Here is a 16,111-nt window from a genome sequence, read left to right on the forward strand (position 1 = left end):
ATAATTTTTTATTTCAACAATTATCAATTACTTTTGAAAAAATAATAGCACTCAAATGCCAAACAATCAACTGGATCCTAACAAGTGGATTACGCTCTATGCGGATTACCTTTTCAATTACACAATTGTTAGGGTGAAAGATAGAGAAACTGCGCAAGATTTAGTCCAAGAGACATTTTTTGCCGGATTAAAATCAATGGCAAATTTCAAAGGAGAAGCATCCGAAAGAACTTGGCTCATCTCCATATTGAAGCGAAAAATCATTGATTATTATCGCAAAATAAACTCCAAAAAAGGACAAGCAGAAGTTAGAATAAATTACAATTCTGATACAGAATCTGAAGGCGATTGGTTAGAAGAACGCGTAGCCGATGGTTACGACAAAAATGCCGAAGACCAAATACAAAACGAAGAACTCGGACTTGCTATTGAAGATTGCATCGACAAACTTCCTGAAAAGCAGGCTAAGATTTTTAAAATGAAAACCATTTTAGGATACGATACCGAAACTATTTGTAATGAATTAAATATAACTGCGTCTAACCTGTGGGTTATCATTCATAGAGCACGAACAGCGCTCTCTGGATGCCTCGAACAGAACTGGTATTAATAATAAAGTAGATGAGTACAAAATATAAATTTTTTATTTCCTGTGAAGAAGCAAAACATATTTGTGATAAGACGCAATATGGTGAAGCAAGCTTCTGGGAAAAAGTAAAGCTAAACGTAAGATTGTCTTGGTGTCGTATTACAAGAGGATATTCTAGTAATAATAACAAGTTGACAAAACTTGTAAAGAAATCAAACATTGACACGATTGAGCAAGACAGAAAAGAAGAAATGCAACGCAAGCTGCAAGAAGAAATGAGCAAATACTAATTACGTAAGTAATAGAAGTAAGAACCATAGAATCGGAATACTTTCTATCCAAAAGGATGTAAAGTATTTCGATTTTTTTATGCTTGATTTCCAAATACAAAACACCAATAAAACACCAATGCCGACAGTTATAAAAAAGGCTGTAGACAAATTATTTCTTATTAAGTATTCAAGAATTACAAACAGTACAATCCATACATAAGCTAATTGTTTGGTACGGCGAGTGCCAATACGTTGTGGCAACGTTCCTAAAGCTGCTGCATCATAAGACAAGTCACTTATCTCAAAAGGAATCATTAAAATCAACACCAATACAAAACGCTGAAAAGCTATCAAAGCTACAGTTGTTTCAGTGATAGAAACATCTGCATTTACAATAGGCAACACTACCGTAACACCAGCCCAACACAAAGCAACAATAGAAATTTTAAAGCCTGTTAACGTTCTAAGATTCTTCTGTTTGGGTAAAAACGGAATGATATATAAAGATGACAATAAACACAATCCAACAGCAATTAATAATGTTTTGAACTGCATTTGATATGCATAATACGAAGCCAATACAAAGCACACAAAACTCAAAAATTGAATCAACTTGATATATTTTGTAGCTACAAAAAAGTATTGTTTTGCCGAACTTCCATATTTTATAAAATTATATGTAACAATAGTACCATAAAATGTGAAATATAAAACAGCTTCATCGTACGGTAAATCAAATAAAAATAGCGTACAATATGTCAAAGCATACACACTACATCCAATATGAATACTGCTATCTAAATAAAAATTGAAAAGCTTTTTTAAAACATTCATTAAACAAAAATAGCCAAACTGTTCATAACCCAACTTTTTAGTTAAAAACTTTCTAGATTGCTGAGCTTATAAAATTGTAAAGAAGTGATTTTTTAATTGTATTTTTGCATGCCATATACACAACCATAAAAGAAAATATTATTAGCTGATGAAAACTGATTCTTTTTCATTAAGACATAACGGAACACGAACTCATGATGTTCCGCAAATGTTGCAAACTATTGGAGTTGATTCGTTAGAACAACTTATTGATGAAACGATTCCAAGTGAGATTCGTTTACAAAACTCTCTTTCACTTCCTGAAGGATTGAGTGAAAACGAATTTTTGTCGCACATGCAACATTTAGCTGGTCACAATAAAATCTTCAAATCTTATATCGGTTTAGGATATCATGAAGCTGTAACGCCTCCTGTTGTTCAACGTAATATTTTTGAAAATCCAGGATGGTATACTGCTTATACTCCGTATCAAGCCGAAATTGCACAAGGTAGATTGGAAGCTTTATTAAACTTCCAAACAGTAGTTACAGAACTTACAGGTATGGAACTTGCCAATGCTTCACTTTTAGATGAAAGTACAGCTGCCGCAGAAGCCATGACGATGTTATTTGGTGTACGATCAAGAGCACAGAAAAAAGCAAATGTGGCAAAATTCTTTGTATCTAACGAAGTATTACCACAAACAATTTCTTTACTAAAAACACGTGCCATTCCTATTGGAATTGAATTGGTTTTTGGAAATCATGAAGAATTTGACTTTTCATCAGACTATTTTGGAGCTTTATTACAATATCCAGGGAAATACGGACAAATTTTTGATTACAAAGCGTTCACTGAAAAAGCGAATGAAAACGAAATCAGAGTTGCTGTTGCCGCAGATATTTTAAGTTTAGTATTATTAGAATCACCAGGAAGCTTTGGTGTTGATGTTGTTGTTGGAACAACGCAACGTTTTGGAATTCCTTTAGGATATGGTGGACCACACGCTGGTTTCTTCGCCACAAAAGAAGCGTATAAACGTAATATTCCGGGTCGTATTATCGGAATTACCAAAGATACTGATGGAAATCGTGCATTGCGAATGGCACTACAAACACGTGAGCAACACATCAAAAGAGATAAAGCAACATCTAACATTTGTACTGCGCAAGTTTTACTAGCAGTAATGGCAGGAATGTATGCTGTATATCATGGTCCAAACGGATTGAGATATATCGCGAATAAAGTACATACAAATACGGTTAGTTTAGCTAATACACTTGAAAAATTAGGTTTTGAACAAACCAATACTTCTTTCTTTGATACCATTGTCATCAAAGCAAATGCAGCAAAAGTGAAAGAAATTGCAACGCAAAACGAAGTAAACTTTTTATATATAGACGACGAAACGATTGGAATTTCAATCAATGAAGCAACAACAACGCGCGATTTACAAGACATCGTGTTCATCTTAGCTGCTTCTGTTGAAAAAGAAACCATCGAATTTGAACATACAAATACTTCAAAAATTACAGCTACTGTAGTTCGTGAAACTACGTTTATGGAAGAAGCTGTATTTAACAGCTATCATTCGGAAACGGAAATGATGCGTTACATCAAAAAATTAGAACGTAAAGATTTATCATTAAACCATTCCATGATTGCTTTAGGTTCTTGTACGATGAAATTAAACGCTGCGGCGGAAATGTTATCGTTAAGTTCAGCTCAGTGGAATAATATTCACCCATTTGTTCCTGTAGAACAAGCAGAAGGATATCAAATTTTACTGAAAGAACTAGAACACCAATTGAATGTAATTACAGGATTCGCAGGAACTTCATTGCAACCAAACTCTGGAGCGCAAGGAGAATTTGCAGGATTAATGGTGATTAGAGCATATCATGAATCTAGAGGTGATACACACAGAAATATCTGTCTAATTCCAGCATCTGCACACGGAACCAATCCAGCAAGTGCAGTAATGGCAGGAATGAAAGTAGTTGTAACCAAAACTACAGAAGATGGAAACATTGATGTAGATGATTTACGTGAAAAAGCACTATTGCATAAAGACAACTTAGCTGCATTGATGGTAACCTATCCTTCAACACATGGAGTTTTTGAAGCTACTATTAAAGAAATCACGCAAATTATTCACGATAATGGTGGACAAGTATATATGGATGGCGCCAACATGAATGCACAAGTAGGATTGACAAATCCTGCAACAATTGGTGCAGACGTTTGTCACTTAAACCTACACAAAACATTCGCTATTCCACATGGTGGTGGTGGACCTGGTGTAGGACCAATTTGTGTTGCAGCACATTTAAAACCTTTCTTACCAAGCAATCCAATTATTGAAACTGGTGGAGAAAAAGCCATTACAGCAATTTCTTCAGCTCCTTGGGGAAGCGCATTGGTATGTTTAATCTCTTACGGATACATTGCCATGTTAGGTTCAAGAGGATTGACAGAAGCTACCGAATACGCAATTTTAAATGCAAACTATATCAAAGGACGTTTGGAAACAAAATTTGATATTTTATATACAAATGAACGCGGACGTTGTGCGCACGAAATGATTATTGACTGCAGACCGTTTAAACAACACGGAATTGAGGTAACAGATATTGCAAAACGTTTGATGGACTATGGTTTCCACGCGCCAACAGTATCGTTCCCAGTAGCAGGAACCATCATGATTGAACCAACGGAAAGTGAAAGCGTAACAGAATTAGATAGATTCTGTGATGCAATGTTAGCTATCTTTGAAGAAATTTCAGAAGCAACTGCTAGTGACACGAACAATGTAATGAAAAATGCGCCACATACACTTGGCATGTTAACTGCTGACGAATGGGATCTTCCCTACTCACGTCAAAAAGCAGCATTTCCATTACCATATGTTGCCGACAATAAATTTTGGCCATCAGTTCGTAGAGTAGACGATGCGTATGGAGATCGAAACTTAATTTGTACATGTGCGCCTATTGAAGCATATGCGGAAGCATAACGTTTTTAAAACATACAAATAGAATATATAAGGAGCGTTCAAACAAACGCTCCTTTTTTTGAACTCTTTCTATTCTTCTTTGATGAATTATCATCTTTAAGCGCTTTATTTTACGAATTCCTCAAAACCTTAACGTTTCAGTGCATTATCCTCAAAAATGTTAATTTTGAAGCATCCTCTAAATAATTAAAAGCCTATTATCGTTAATTTAGTAGCTTATAATCCCAAAAAACCTATGATTGTATGAAAGTGAAAATAACTGGGACAGGATGTTATATTCCCTCTGAAGTTGAAATCAATGAAGCTTTCCTTGAACACAAATTCTTAAATGAAGACGGCAGTCCTTTTAAGCAAAATACAGCTATCATTATAAAAAAATTCCAAGCCATTACAGGAATTGATGAACGTAGATATGCAGAAACGCATCATTCTTCTTCTGACTTAGGTTTTTTTGCCGCTGAAAAAGCAATTGCAAATGCCAATATTGATCCTGAAACCTTAGACTATATCATTTTTGCTCATAATTTTGGTGACGTAAAACACCGTACTGTTCAAAGCGATATGGTACCAAGTTTAGCGAGTAGAGTAAAACACAATTTGCGTATAAAAAATCCAAAATGTGTAGCCTACGATGTTGTATTTGGTTGTCCAGGTTGGCTTGAAGGAATGATACAAGCGTATGCATTTATCAAAGCGGGAATTGCAAAAAAATGCCTCATTATTGGTTCGGAAACATTATCGAGAGTTGTAGATGTACACGACCGAGATTCTATGATTTATTCAGATGGTGCTGGTGCAACTATTATTGAAGCTACCACCGAAGATTGTGGTATTATTGCACATGAAACTGCTACACATTCTTATGAAGAAGCGCATTATTTATACTTTGGAAAATCAAACAATCCTGACTTGTGTAATGATACGCGTTACATAAAAATGTACGGGCGTAAAATATACGAGTTTGCATTGACAAATGTTCCTGCTGCCATGAAAGCATGTCTGGATAAAAGTGGTGTTGCTATTGATGATTTAAAGAAAATATTTATTCATCAAGCCAATGAGAAGATGGATGAAGCCATTATAGAGCGTTTTTACAGTTTGTATGGCAAAGAAGCTCCCGAAAGCATTATGCCAATGATTATTCATAATTTAGGAAATAGTTCAGTAGCAACAATTCCTACTTTATTCGATATGGTTACCAAAGGACAAGTAGATAATCAAGATATACAAAAAGGCGACATTATTATGTTTGCAAGTGTTGGTGCTGGAATGAACATCAACGCGATTGTTTATAAATATTAGCATGAATCAAGATACGATTGCCATTATTGGTGGCGGAAACTTAGGAAAATCTATTGCACAAGGATTGTTGAAACAACACAACAATCCTTCGCAAATTTATGTCACACGCAATAAAGTTGAACTTCTAGAAGACTTGAAGTCACAAGGTGTGCATACAACTTCGGACAATGTATTGGCAGTACAACAATCGAAAACGTTAATTTTTGCCTTAAAACCGTATCGAATTGAAAGTGTTTTAAAAGAACTCGCTCCTCATATTACGTCTGAACATTTGATCATTTCTGTGATTAGTGACTTTTCTTTAGCACAACTATCGGCATGTGTCAATGATGATATTCAAATAGTACGCGCCATGCCAAATACGGCTGCAGCTATTGGCGAATCGCTTACCTGTTTAGCTACGCATAATGCTTCCGCAGAAAACATGTCTAAAACAAAATTTATTTTCGATGCTTTAGGCGAAACTATTGAAATTGACGAAAGTTTAATGGACGCAGCAACCGTATTAGGTGCTTGTGGAATTGCCTATGTTTTGCGTTTTATCCGCGCGATGATTCAAGGTGGAATTGAAATTGGATTTGATGCCAAAACAGCCACAAAAATTGCGTCTCAAACCGTAAAAGGTGCCAGTGAATTATTACTCCAAAACGGCAATCATCCTGAAGAAGAAATAGACAAAGTAACCACGCCAAAAGGTTGCACTATTGCAGGATTGAACGAAATGGAACATCAAGGATTTAGCTCATCATTAATTAAAGGAATTAAAACTTCTATTGAAACGATTCAGAAGAAATAAATATGAAAAACGTACTTACTTTTTGCTTTCTACTAGTTGCATGCACATTTTCGTATGCGCAAAACAAGTGTGAAGAGTTTAAAACAGGAGAATTTATAAATACCGAAAATGGTATTGTAAAAGCTACCATTCAACGAAATGACTCTATTCAAACAGAACAATTCAGCGGAAAGGAAATCAAGTTAAGAATTACGTGGATTGATGATTGCAGCTATCGACTTAAGTTTTTAGAAGGCAATGAAGCTTTTTTAAAATCAAGACCAAAAGATACGCCTATGTATGATTTAATGGTAAAGATTATCAGTGTAAACGGCGATTCTTACGTACAAGAATCAAGATTTATTGATTATGATGGCGACACTGTTTATATCAGTACTATCAAAAAAGTTAAATAACCTCTAAATTTTACGAGTTGCGACTGTGTTTGATGTAAATCCTAAAGTCTTTCACAACAGATCTCGATACAAATTTGTTGCACAAATCCACTCGATCAGACGCTTATAGTTTTGAATACTGAATTACTTCTCAACGAAACACAACACGTCACTTCGAGTGATTTTTTGACATTGAGCTTGCCGAAATACAAAAAAATAGTATCGAGAAGTACTTTGAAAGTATAAATCCTAAAGTGTTTCACAGCAGATCTTGACACAAATTTGTTGCACAAATCCACTCGATCAGACGTTTATAGTTTTGAATACTGAATATTCAATTTAAAATTATCTCATAACACAACACGTCACTTCGAGTGATTTTTTTGACATTGAGCTTGCCGAAATACACAAAAATAGTATCGAGAAGTACTTTGAAAGTATAAATCCCAAAACTACTTTACAGCAGATCTCGATACAAATTTGTTACACAAATCCACTCGATCAGACGTTTATAGTCTAATTACTTCACAACTCACATAAACCGAATCAAATCAAATGTTTCGTAATCTTCGAACTCATCGGTTTTGTAAATGAATAGTAATAATTAATAAGTTGTCCATATTCATCGACCAAATACTTTTGAAAATTCCATTTGACACTCGAACGCTTTTTCCCATTCAGATTTTTAGATGTTAACCAAGTATATAGCGGATGTTGGTTTTTACCTTTGACATCTAATTTCTCCGTAAGTGGAAAAGTCACACCAAAATTGATTGCGCAAAATTCTTGAATTTGACTTGCATCTCCAGGTTCTTGTTTTCCAAATTGATTGCACGGCGAACCAATAATCACCAGATTATCTTTATACCTATCACTCAACGCTTGCAGTTCTTTATATTGTTTAGTAAATCCGCATTTAGAAGCTACATTGACAAACAATATTTTCTTTCCTTTAAATGCTGAAAGCGACATTGGATTTCCTTGAAGATCATTGATTTCAATATCGTACATCGATTTTCTTTCAGTTTCTGCAGGAGTACTTAATTTAGGTTTATCAATTGTTTTCATAGCCTTTCTTTTCATACAAAAATACGGATTTTATGTGTCTTTTAGAATTCGTATTGAGAAATAGAAAGTCTACTTTTCTTCCATTTCTCTGTACTACAATCATTGAACTATTTTTAAAATTAATACTGAAGAACTACTTTGATGACGAAAAAGGTTACGTCTAGTCTTTTATTTTATGCAAAAAATTACCTAAGAAACTATTCTATATCGCATGAACAACCTACTTCTTCCCTATTTTGGCTGAAATCCAATCATTAATCGCCGGAATCATTCGAAGTTTGTAAATCACAATTCCATTCACCAACATAAACGTTCCGACTTTAATAATAATATCTAAAATTGTATACGTTGTTGTCGGAATAAAATATAACAAACTTACCGTTCCCCCAAAAGAAATGAACATCCAAATATGGTCTTGGGTAAAAGGTTGGATTTTATATTTTGAATAGATAAAGATTAATTTGATAGTATTGTACAAGGTCATGGAAATCAACGTAGCATACGCAGCACCTTCTATGCCCATGTTGAGATATTTGATGAAGTATATATTCAATGAAATATTCAACACTACCAAAATGGCAATGGCTACCATATTGAAACGATAGTATTTCGAATACAACAAAATGTGTGAATTGAACGAAGTTGTCATGTCAATAACCACATTAAAACTTAGAATTAGAATGACAGGAATGGTATCGATCAAGTTTTCACGAGTAGGTAAAATGGAAAACAAATCGTCCACACCTAAAAAGATGCATCCTAATAAAAAGCCACCAATCGCAAAGAGCAATTTAGAAACTTCTTGATACTTTTTTCCTAAGGAAGCTATATCATCTTTAGCAATATATTCGGTGATGATAGGACTGTAAATGGTATATAAACCAATCGCAGGAATTGCCAATGTTGCTGCCAAAACTACGCCGATACTGTACGTTCCATTGGCTGTCATAGCATTAGCACCTTCAATTAAATTTGGCACCATAATTCCGTCAATCTTAAATGCCAAGAGCGAACCCAAAATGCTGAAAAAAGCAAACAGACTGTACTTTGTATATTCGCTTCTAAACGAACGATTAAATACTTTTTTAGCTGAAAAATTAAATCGAATATTCGCTACTTTTTTCGCATACCACAAAGCAATGATCATAATCACAACAAAACAAAGCACATAGATAATTTTGCCCGTTTCTACCGTAATGATATTTCCTAAATATAGTAGAAATATGGCTGGAAAGAACAGTTTAATTGAAAATCGCTCTAATACTGTCGGAATTGCAATTTTTTTATAGTTAGATGCTTGCCGTTTGCAGACATCCATAATCGCGAAAGCAAAACCTACAATGACAGAATATTGAATATAATCGAAGGCATGAAAATCTGGAAGCAAACTCGATAATGAACTTGCCAACAATAAGAATATCACTGAAAACAATGCACTATTCATAATGACAATGAGCAATGTCGTTGAAAAGAAAATATTCCGCTTTTCAGCTGATTCTTTAAATCGAGGAAAATAATTCACCAAAGATTGTGAAGTTCCGAACACAAAAAATGCCATAAGAATTTGCGCGCCATCAAAGATATAACGAATGATGCCTAAAAACTCTTTGTCATTTGGGTAAATAAAAAGCGTAGACACAATTCCAATAGCCGCACCAACATAGTTGATGATACTAAATTTAAGTGTTTGCGACGATACTTCTTTTTGGTGTTTTTCCAATCGTAGAACTGCTTTGTATCACAAATGTACATAATTGTCTGTATTGTTGAATTAAATGTTGGAAAGATTAAAGATTTCACCGATGGAGCATTAAATTAAAAAAACGAACCGAAGTTCGCTTTTTCTATCATGATCTTTATTTTGTTAGCATGTTTCTGTATAACAAAAGCACACAGAGGCTACAAATAATGTTGGCTCGTCTGGAATTGGATCTAAAGGATCACTCGTGTCAGCATCAATTGGACACATTAATACTGAATTGGAATTACACGTATAGGTATGAAATCGAGCACCACCCGCTATGTTTGTGATTTTAGAAATTATTCTTTTCTCTAGTGTTAAGCTTTTTAATTTTTGTTTTTTCATTTCTTTGAGTTTTGATTTATATATTATAGGATCAAAATCAGGAAAACATTACCCAATAAGAATTATAAAGTGATTCTAGATTTAAGAAACACTCCAAAAATCCAAAAAATACACTCCCAAACTCGCAAACTCATAAACTCTTTTACATATATTTGTATTTACCAAGACTTTAAATATGTATAATAAATTCTATCCGCATAAACGCTATAAATATACCCTTGAGTTCTTACAAGAAGTCATTCCTGAAGGTTCAAAGGTTTTAGATTTAGGAGTAGAAAATCCTTTTTCTGAAATTATGAGTAAGGAAGGATATGTGGTAGAGAACACAAAGGGAGAAGATTTGGATGAAGATTTTTCATCTGTACAAAACAGTGATGCTGATGTAGTGACTGCGTTTGAAATTTTCGAACATTTGGTGGCTCCTTTTAATGTTTTGAAAGAAATTAAAGCTAAAAAATTGGTGGTAACCGTTCCGTTGCGCTTGTGGTTTGCAACTGCTTACAGAAGTAAAACTGATCCTTGGGACAGACATTACCACGAGTTTGAAGACTGGCAGTTTGATTGGCTTTTGGAGAAATCTGGTTGGGAAATTAAAAAGACACGAAAATGGACCAATCCTTCGCGTCCGCCAATTGCACCACGACCGCTTCTTCGTCATTTAATTCCACGCTATTACGCTGTGTATGCCGAACGCAAAGCATAGTTTATGAATTATTACATTGTTATTCCTGCACATAATGAAGCCGATTTTATTGAAATGACGCTTGCTTCTGTTGTGCAACAAACTTTACTTCCCAAAAAAGTAGTGGTTGTCAATGATAATTCTACGGATGCTACTGAAACTATTGTGGATGAATTTATAAAACAACATGCATTCATCTCAAAAGTAAATACACATGCAAGCAATGAACATCTTCCAGGCAGCAAAGTGGTAGAAGCTTTTTATAAAGGTTTTGAAACTTTAGATGACAATTTTGATATCATTGTAAAGTTGGATGCAGATGTTATTTTACCTGTCAACTATTTTGAAACGATTTGCAATCACTTTACAAATAATCCAAAAATTGGTGTCGCAGGCGGTTTAGCCTATATTGAACATAATGGCAACTGGGTTTATGAATCTGTTGCAGATAAAAATCATGTCCGCGGTCCATTTAAAGCCTATCGAAAAACCTGTTTTGAACAAATTGGTGGTTTACAAAAATCATTAGGTTGGGACACCGCAGATGTACTTTTAGCGCGTTTTCATGGATGGAAGGTATATGTTGATCAATCTTTGCATATAAAACATTTAAAACCCACAGGAAAGACGTATAAACAGAAAGTTCATCGCAATCATGGAGCTGTCTTTTACAAACTGGGTTATGGTTTTTGGATTTCTTTCATTGCTTCCTTGAAAATTGCTCTCAAAAAGAAAAGTCTCAATGTTTTTTTAGATTATATGAAAGGCTTTTTTACGGCTAAAAAGGCAAAGATTCAAAAAATGGTAACTCCAACGCAAGCGCGTTTCATTCGAAGCTACAGACGTGCGCAAATAGCACAAAAAGCAACCAGTTTTTTAGGCATCAGACAGTCAGAAAAATAGCAGGTACAACTTCGTATTTTTAATAAAAATTTGCATTTTTTCAGAAATTAAACGTATTTTAGTCAATATTACCTTTCAAGAATCCCCTATTCAGAAAAATATACATAAATGATCAAAGCAATAATCGTCGAAGATGAAAAGTCTTCTATGGAATATTTGACGTCTATTTTAAACCGAAATCACAAAAACATAAAAATTCTTGGTTGGGCTTCCGATGTTCATGACGCAGTAACATTGATTAAGAAAAAAGAACCCGAACTTGTATTTCTGGACATTCAATTAAACACTGGTAGCGGATTTGAAGTTCTAGATCAATTACAAAACGAAATGACATTTGAGGTCATTTTCACCACTGGTTTTGTAGATTATAAAGAGAAAGCGATGGACTACTTTGCTTTTTACTATTTAAACAAACCGATACAGGAAGAACAACTTAAAAAAGTGTTGGACATGTATGAACTAAAACGTTCTGCTTTTGATCGACGAAAGTATGAAGCGTTTAAATTGCAAATAGAAAACAAACACACGTCCATCACAATTTATGAAAAAAGCGAATATACTACGATTCGGATTTCAAACATTTTGTATTGTGAAGCAGCCGGAAGTTATACCACTATTCATTTAAGAAACAACCAACAGTTATTATTTTCTAGAAACTTAAAGTCTATAGAAAATATGTTAGAACACAGTGATTTTTTCCGAGTACATCGATCGTATTTAGTCAATTTGCAAAATGTAAAAAAAGTTACGCACGACGGAATCATGATTATGATTGACAATAAAGAAATCGCGACTTCCTCTAGAAATCGTAAAAAAGTAATTGATCTTTTAAAGCTTTACAACAGCAAAACACTTTAGTGTTTTAAAGCACTTTCTATCGGATTTCCTGTAGCAGCATTTGGGAGTGAAATCTCTAACAATGCTGAAATAGTTGGCGCTACATCGGTAATTTTTGTACGTTGTAATGTTTCTCCTTGTTGTACTCCATTTCCATAGAATAATAACGGAACATGCGTATCATAGTTGAATCCTGAACCATGTGTAGAACCTGTACGTGAGTATGAAATGGTAGCAATATCAAGCACATAACAAACATCTCCTGAACGTTTTTGGTTAAATCCACGTTGCAAAGCAGCAGCAATTCCGTGCGTGAATTCACTATTAAGAAATGCCGTTCGCGTATATACTTTTGATATTTTATCGTAGCTTAATAATTCGCGTTGCAACGCATTTTCAATCGCCGTTGCAGAAAGTTGTAAACGCTTAATTTCTGCATAGTTCAAAAATACTTGTCCGCTAGAAACATTCTCGATTAATTTTTCGCTTCCATACATGGTATTTAGAAAACTTTTCAAGTGCTTCTCTAGTGCTCCATGATCAAAATATCCAGCAGGTATTTTCATTTCTTGTAAAAACGATGGAACATGTACCGCAGCGTGATCTGCTGTTAAGAAAATTGTATAATTTCCTTTTCCAACTTCAGCATCAAGAACTGCAAACAAACGCTCAATATCTTGATCCAATCGTAAATAAGTATCTTGAATTTCTTTAGAATTTACTCCAAATCTATGTCCAACATAATCTGTACTGGAATAGCTTACTGCTAAGAAATCTGTATCAACATCTTTTCCTAAGTTTTCACCTTTTATCGCTGCAATCGCAAAATCAGTTGTCAAACTATTTCCGTACGCAGTCGCTTTCAACACATCAAAGCCTCCATTTTCTGCTTGCAATGCTTTTAAATCATACGGAAAGGTTGGATTGGGTTTGCCTTTAAAACTACTTTCGTAAGCACTTAAATCAATATCACTTTCTGTGTAGGTATTAATGTCATATAAAGTATTCCAAGTTGTCAAGTATTTTTCAGCTTCATCGGCTGCATTGAATTCCTTGACCCAAGTTGGCAATTCATTTCTGTAGTATGTACTTGTAATCCAGCTTCCTTTATCTTTTCCATAAAACCAGTACGCTCCATTGGCTGCGTGACCTGCTGGTAAAATAGCACCTCGATCTTTAATGGCAATTCCGATTACTTTTCCTCGTTGTTGTGTATCTAAACGCAATTGATCGGTAACCGTTGTAGTTTGCATTCTGTGTGGCGACATTTTTCCTGCCCATTGTCCTTCTACTCCAACTGAAGATTGGCGATCATCTGACGCACAGTATACTTCTTTCTTTATGAATTTATCATACCAATCGTTGGCAATAATTCCGTGATTTTCTGGAGTTGTTCCCGTATATACAGATGCATGTCCTGGACCTGTATAGGTTGGAATATAATTGTAATGATTGTTTTTACAGTTATATCCTTCATTAATCATTCGCATAAAACCGCCATTCCCGTATTTGCTTTCAAAACGCGTTAAATAATCATAACGCATTTGATCGACTACAATACCTACTACCAATTTCGGTTTCGTAGATTCTGCAGCTTGTGCATTTGTATTCGTTGCTGTTTTAGACGCTGTTTTTACTTTTTGTTTTACAGAAATACACTGAATAAAAAATAAAGACAATATGCTAAGTAAGATACTATTTTTCATAACGGATCTTATCATTTATTTTAAGTTCGGGAAATTATACTGTGCCAAAAGTAATTGTTTTACTGCAAATAACATTTTAACTAATCATTAAATCGTTAATTATTTTATTAGCTTCTACGAATAATGTATTTTTAGCCCATGATTTACCTAGAAAATATAGGACGCTATTTTTTGATGTTAAAAAGCGTATTTAGTAAAATGACCAAATGGTCCATGCTAAGAAATCTTATCTTTAAAGAAATTGACGATTTAATCATCGGTTCCATGGGAATTGTATGTTTTATTTCCTTTTTTGTGGGTGGTGTAGTTGCCATACAAACTGCCTTAAACATCAACAATCCTTTAATCCCAAAATACCTTGTTGGTTTTGCCACACGCCAATCTGTAATTTTAGAATTCGCACCGACGTTTATTTCTATTATTATGGCTGGAAAAGTAGGTTCGTTCATTACTTCGAGTATTGGAACCATGCGTGTAACGGAGCAAATTGACGCTTTGGAAGTCATGGGTGTAAATTCTTTGAATTACTTGGTATTTCCTAAGATTGTAGCATTGGCTTTGTATCCTTTTGTAATTACCATCGCTATGTTTTTAGGAGTTTTTGGAGGTTGGTTAGCTTCTATTTACGGAGGTTTTTCAACAAGCGCTGATTTTATTCAAGGATTACAGATCGAATTTATTCCATTCCATGTAACCTATGCTTTTATTAAAACCTTTCTATTTTCTTTTGTGCTCGCCACAATTCCTTCTTTTTACGGATACTATATGAAAGGTGGTGCATTGGAAGTTGGAAAAGCAAGTACAACATCGTTCGTTTGGACGAGTGTTGTTATTATTTTGATAAATTACCTCATCACACAATTATTACTGACTTAATGATCGAAGTAAAAAACATAAAGAAATCTTTTGATGGCGTTGAAATTTTAAAAGGAATTTCGACCACATTCGATAAGGGAAAAACCAACTTAATCATTGGTCAAAGTGGTTCTGGGAAGACCGTTTTTTTAAAGTCTTTATTAGGTCTTCACATACCCGAAGAAGGTGCTATTTTGTTTGATGGGAAAGATTATAAAAGTTTATCTAGCAAAGAACAACGAGAACTGCGTACCGAAATGGGCATGGTTTTTCAGGGAAGTGCTTTGTTTGATTCTATGACCGTTTCTGAAAACGTAATGTTTCCATTACGAATGTTTACAAATCAAGCAGTGAGTGAAATGCAAGATCGTGTAGATATTGTATTGAAGCGTGTAAAATTGATAGATGCGCATCATAAATTTCCAGCAGAAACTTCTGGAGGAATGCAAAAACGTGTAGCTATTGCGCGCGCTATTGTGATGAATCCGAAGTATTTATTTTGTGATGAACCAAATTCTGGATTGGATCCGAAAACCGCCATTGTCATTGATAATCTGATTCAAGAAATCACCGACGAATATAACATTACAACTGTGATCAATACACATGATATGAACTCTGTAATGGAAATTGGCGAAAAGATTGTCTTCTTAAAAAACGGTATCAAAGCTTGGGAAGGCACGAATAAGGAAATCTTTAAGACAGATAATGAATCGGTGACAGACTTTGTATACTCTTCAGATTTATTCAAAAAAGTAAGAGAAGTATATTTAAAAGAACTGAAAGAATAATTACCACTCGTTATGAGTAGC

The 16,111-nt window shown here is 34.5% G+C and carries 16 protein-coding genes; 11 read left to right on the forward strand and 5 right to left on the reverse strand.

Annotated elements, in window-relative coordinates; genetic code table 11:
• Positions 1 to 55: 55 nt before the first annotated feature.
• Together Q0845_RS23220 and Q0845_RS23225 are read left to right on the forward strand one after the other, a co-directional pair.
• Positions 56 to 610: a sigma-70 family RNA polymerase sigma factor gene (locus Q0845_RS23220; RefSeq protein WP_298518804.1), complete on the forward strand. Its 555-nt coding sequence runs from the start codon at positions 56 to 58 to the stop codon at positions 608 to 610.
• Between the two features lie 11 nt (positions 611 to 621).
• Complete coding sequence (locus Q0845_RS23225; protein WP_298518807.1) at positions 622 to 879, forward strand: hypothetical protein; 258 nt, start codon at positions 622 to 624, stop codon at positions 877 to 879.
• Here Q0845_RS23225 and Q0845_RS23230 read toward each other — a convergent pair whose 3' ends face one another.
• A complete protein-coding gene (locus Q0845_RS23230; protein WP_298518810.1) occupies positions 880 to 1,695 on the reverse strand; it encodes a hypothetical protein in 816 nt (271 codons plus the stop codon).
• 148 nt (positions 1,696 to 1,843) lie between these two features.
• On the opposite strand from Q0845_RS23230, the gene gcvP reads away from it, so the two are divergent.
• The 4 genes from gcvP to Q0845_RS23250 all read left to right on the forward strand — a co-directional run bounded on the left by gcvP (position 1,844) and on the right by Q0845_RS23250 (position 7,183).
• Positions 1,844 to 4,690, forward strand: coding sequence for an aminomethyl-transferring glycine dehydrogenase (gene gcvP / locus Q0845_RS23235; protein WP_298518814.1), 2,847 nt, complete (start codon positions 1,844 to 1,846; stop codon positions 4,688 to 4,690).
• A 243-nt stretch (positions 4,691 to 4,933) separates the two neighbouring features.
• The gene (locus Q0845_RS23240; protein ID WP_298518817.1) at positions 4,934 to 5,992 is read left to right on the forward strand and encodes a 3-oxoacyl-ACP synthase III family protein; all 1,059 of its coding nucleotides are present in this window, start codon (positions 4,934 to 4,936) and stop codon (positions 5,990 to 5,992) included.
• A gap of 1 nt (position 5,993) precedes the next feature.
• Complete coding sequence (gene proC / locus Q0845_RS23245) at positions 5,994 to 6,788, forward strand: pyrroline-5-carboxylate reductase (RefSeq protein WP_298518820.1); 795 nt, start codon at positions 5,994 to 5,996, stop codon at positions 6,786 to 6,788.
• A gap of 2 nt (positions 6,789 to 6,790) precedes the next feature.
• A complete protein-coding gene (locus Q0845_RS23250; RefSeq protein WP_298518822.1) occupies positions 6,791 to 7,183 on the forward strand; it encodes a hypothetical protein in 393 nt (130 codons plus the stop codon).
• Positions 7,184 to 7,708: 525 nt separating this feature from the next.
• Here Q0845_RS23250 and Q0845_RS23255 read toward each other — a convergent pair.
• From Q0845_RS23255 to Q0845_RS23265, 3 genes are all read right to left on the reverse strand, one after another.
• Positions 7,709 to 8,230 carry a glutathione peroxidase gene (locus tag Q0845_RS23255; RefSeq protein ID WP_298518825.1) on the reverse strand — a complete coding sequence of 174 codons (522 nt, stop codon included), beginning with the start codon at positions 8,228 to 8,230 and terminating at the stop codon, positions 7,709 to 7,711.
• A 220-nt stretch (positions 8,231 to 8,450) separates the two neighbouring features.
• Positions 8,451 to 9,950, reverse strand: a complete 1,500-nt coding sequence (locus tag Q0845_RS23260; RefSeq protein WP_298518828.1) for a lipopolysaccharide biosynthesis protein — start codon at positions 9,948 to 9,950, stop codon at positions 8,451 to 8,453.
• Between the two features lie 144 nt (positions 9,951 to 10,094).
• Positions 10,095 to 10,316 (reverse strand): hypothetical protein, encoded by a 222-nt coding sequence (locus Q0845_RS23265; RefSeq protein ID WP_298518831.1) that lies wholly within the window; start codon positions 10,314 to 10,316, stop codon positions 10,095 to 10,097.
• A 175-nt stretch (positions 10,317 to 10,491) separates the two neighbouring features.
• Between Q0845_RS23265 and Q0845_RS23270 the strand changes: the two genes are divergently transcribed.
• From Q0845_RS23270 to Q0845_RS23280, 3 genes are all read left to right on the forward strand, one after another.
• Complete coding sequence (locus tag Q0845_RS23270; protein ID WP_298518834.1) at positions 10,492 to 11,019, forward strand: methyltransferase; 528 nt, start codon at positions 10,492 to 10,494, stop codon at positions 11,017 to 11,019.
• 3 nt (positions 11,020 to 11,022) lie between these two features.
• Positions 11,023 to 11,901 carry a glycosyltransferase family 2 protein gene (locus Q0845_RS23275; RefSeq protein ID WP_298518837.1) on the forward strand — a complete coding sequence of 293 codons (879 nt, stop codon included), beginning with the start codon at positions 11,023 to 11,025 and terminating at the stop codon, positions 11,899 to 11,901.
• A 108-nt stretch (positions 11,902 to 12,009) separates the two neighbouring features.
• Positions 12,010 to 12,759, forward strand: a complete 750-nt coding sequence (locus Q0845_RS23280) for a LytTR family DNA-binding domain-containing protein (RefSeq protein WP_298518840.1) — start codon at positions 12,010 to 12,012, stop codon at positions 12,757 to 12,759.
• Here Q0845_RS23280 and pafA read toward each other — a convergent pair.
• A complete protein-coding gene (gene pafA / locus Q0845_RS23285) occupies positions 12,756 to 14,444 on the reverse strand; it encodes an alkaline phosphatase PafA (RefSeq protein ID WP_298518843.1) in 1,689 nt (562 codons plus the stop codon). The two genes, Q0845_RS23280 and pafA, sit on opposite strands and share 4 nt — an antisense overlap.
• Positions 14,445 to 14,582: 138 nt before the next feature.
• Here pafA and Q0845_RS23290 point away from each other — a divergent pair, with 138 nt between their 5' ends.
• Positions 14,583 to 15,320 (forward strand): ABC transporter permease, encoded by a 738-nt coding sequence (locus Q0845_RS23290; protein WP_298518846.1) that lies wholly within the window; start codon positions 14,583 to 14,585, stop codon positions 15,318 to 15,320.
• Positions 15,320 to 16,090 (forward strand): ABC transporter ATP-binding protein, encoded by a 771-nt coding sequence (locus tag Q0845_RS23295; protein WP_298518848.1) that lies wholly within the window; start codon positions 15,320 to 15,322, stop codon positions 16,088 to 16,090. The genes Q0845_RS23290 and Q0845_RS23295 overlap by 1 nt, the downstream gene beginning before the upstream one ends.
• Positions 16,091 to 16,111: the final 21 nt, after the last annotated feature.

Source organism: uncultured Kordia sp. (assembly GCF_947489565.1).
Lineage (GTDB): Bacteria > Bacteroidota > Bacteroidia > Flavobacteriales > Flavobacteriaceae > Kordia.

Excerpts from the sequence above, each read along its gene's own strand:
- Q0845_RS23220 (WP_298518804.1), top strand. The coding sequence starts at position 56 with ATGCCAAACAATCAACTGGATCCTAACAAGTGGATTACGCTCTATGCG.
- Q0845_RS23225 (WP_298518807.1), top strand. The coding sequence starts at position 622 with ATGAGTACAAAATATAAATTTTTTATTTCCTGTGAAGAAGCAAAACAT.
- Q0845_RS23230 (WP_298518810.1), bottom strand. The coding sequence starts at position 1,695 with ATGAATGTTTTAAAAAAGCTTTTCAATTTTTATTTAGATAGCAGTATT.
- gcvP (WP_298518814.1), top strand. The coding sequence starts at position 1,844 with ATGAAAACTGATTCTTTTTCATTAAGACATAACGGAACACGAACTCAT.
- Q0845_RS23240 (WP_298518817.1), top strand. The coding sequence starts at position 4,934 with ATGAAAGTGAAAATAACTGGGACAGGATGTTATATTCCCTCTGAAGTT.
- proC (WP_298518820.1), top strand. The coding sequence starts at position 5,994 with ATGAATCAAGATACGATTGCCATTATTGGTGGCGGAAACTTAGGAAAA.
- Q0845_RS23250 (WP_298518822.1), top strand. The coding sequence starts at position 6,791 with ATGAAAAACGTACTTACTTTTTGCTTTCTACTAGTTGCATGCACATTT.
- Q0845_RS23255 (WP_298518825.1), bottom strand. The coding sequence starts at position 8,230 with ATGAAAACAATTGATAAACCTAAATTAAGTACTCCTGCAGAAACTGAA.
- Q0845_RS23265 (WP_298518831.1), bottom strand. The coding sequence starts at position 10,316 with ATGAAAAAACAAAAATTAAAAAGCTTAACACTAGAGAAAAGAATAATT.
- Q0845_RS23270 (WP_298518834.1), top strand. The coding sequence starts at position 10,492 with ATGTATAATAAATTCTATCCGCATAAACGCTATAAATATACCCTTGAG.
- Q0845_RS23275 (WP_298518837.1), top strand. The coding sequence starts at position 11,023 with ATGAATTATTACATTGTTATTCCTGCACATAATGAAGCCGATTTTATT.
- Q0845_RS23280 (WP_298518840.1), top strand. The coding sequence starts at position 12,010 with ATGATCAAAGCAATAATCGTCGAAGATGAAAAGTCTTCTATGGAATAT.
- pafA (WP_298518843.1), bottom strand. The coding sequence starts at position 14,444 with ATGAAAAATAGTATCTTACTTAGCATATTGTCTTTATTTTTTATTCAG.
- Q0845_RS23290 (WP_298518846.1), top strand. The coding sequence starts at position 14,583 with ATGATTTACCTAGAAAATATAGGACGCTATTTTTTGATGTTAAAAAGC.
- Q0845_RS23295 (WP_298518848.1), top strand. The coding sequence starts at position 15,320 with ATGATCGAAGTAAAAAACATAAAGAAATCTTTTGATGGCGTTGAAATT.